1 protein-coding gene is annotated in these 1,259 nt (G+C 76.6%); it reads right to left on the bottom strand.

Annotated elements, in window-relative coordinates; all coding sequences use genetic code 11:
* A partial coding sequence (locus tag B7767_RS37720; RefSeq protein WP_143652867.1) for an acyltransferase domain-containing protein occupies positions 1–1,259 on the bottom strand: 1,259 nt, incomplete at both ends.

Genomic DNA, 1,259 nt, shown 5'->3' with positions numbered 1-1,259 from the left:
GGCGCGGCCGCCGCGGACCCACTGCTCGGCGAGGGAGGCCAGGAAGCGGCCGGTGCCGCCCTGTCCGCGGCGCAGGGTGCCGGTGACGGCGACCGGGTCGCCGGTCTCCTCGGCGGTGGCCTGCACCGCCATGGTGAGCACGGGGTGCGGGCTGATCTCGACGAACACGGTGTGTCCGCCGTCGAGGAGGGCGCGTACGGCGTCCTCGAAGCGGACGGTCTGCCGCAGGTTGCGGTACCAGTAGGCGGCGTCCGTGGTGGCGGTGTCGAGGAGCTCGCCGGTGACGGTGGAGTGGAACGGCACCTTAGCCCGGCGGGGCGTCACGGGGGCCAGCAGTTCGAGGAGTTCGTCGTGGACGCGCTCGACCTGCGGGGAGTGGGAGGCGTAGTCCACGGCGACGCGGCGGGCGCGCACGTCCCGGGCGGTGAACTCGGCGTGCAGGGCGTCGAGCGCGTCGGGGGTGCCGGCGAGGACCACCGAGCGGGGTCCGTTGACGGCGGCGACGGACACGGCGTCGCCGTGGGCGGCCAGGTACTCCTCGGCCTCGGCGGCGGGCAGCTGGACGGACATCATGCCGCCGGCCCCGGCCAGGACGCGGCCGATGGCCCGGCTGCGCAGGGCGACGACGCGGGCGCCGTCCTCCAGGGACAGGGCGCCGGAGACGACGGCGGCGGCGATCTCGCCCTGGGAGTGGCCGACGACGGCGTCCGGGGTGACGCCGTGGGCGCGCCACAGCTCGGCCAGGGACACCATCACGGCCCAGGTGGCGGGCTGGACGACGTCGACGCGGTCGAAGTCGGGCGCGCCGTCGGCGCCGCGGATCACGTCGGTCAGGGACCAGTCGGTGAACGGGGCGAGCGCGGCGGCGCACTCGTGCAGCCGCTCGGCGAACACGGGTGAGGTGTCGAGGAGTTCGGCGCCCATGCCGGCCCACTGGGAGCCCTGGCCCGGGAAGACGAACACGGTGCGGCCGTCGGTGTCGGCGGTGCCGCCGACGACCTGGGCGGTGGACTCGCCGTCGGCGAACGCGGTGAGGGCGTCGGTGAGTTCGGCGGTGGTGGTGCCGAGGGCGACGGCGCGGTGCTCCAGTACGGAGCGGGCGGTGATCAGGGTGTGGCCGACGTCGACGGGGTGCGGGCCGGCGGCGGTGACGTGCGCGGCGAGGTTGCGGGCCTGGCCGCGCAGGGCCGCGGGGGCGGCGGCGGACAGGATCCAGGGCAGGGTGCCGCCTGCCGGGAGGGCGGGCTCGGTGGCCTCGG

The sequence above is a fragment of the Streptomyces sp. 13-12-16 genome, from assembly GCF_002114215.1.
Classification (GTDB): domain Bacteria; phylum Actinomycetota; class Actinomycetes; order Streptomycetales; family Streptomycetaceae; genus Streptomyces.
The sequence above is the reverse complement of the archived record's forward strand: the minus strand, read 5'-3'. Positions and strand labels throughout refer to the sequence as shown.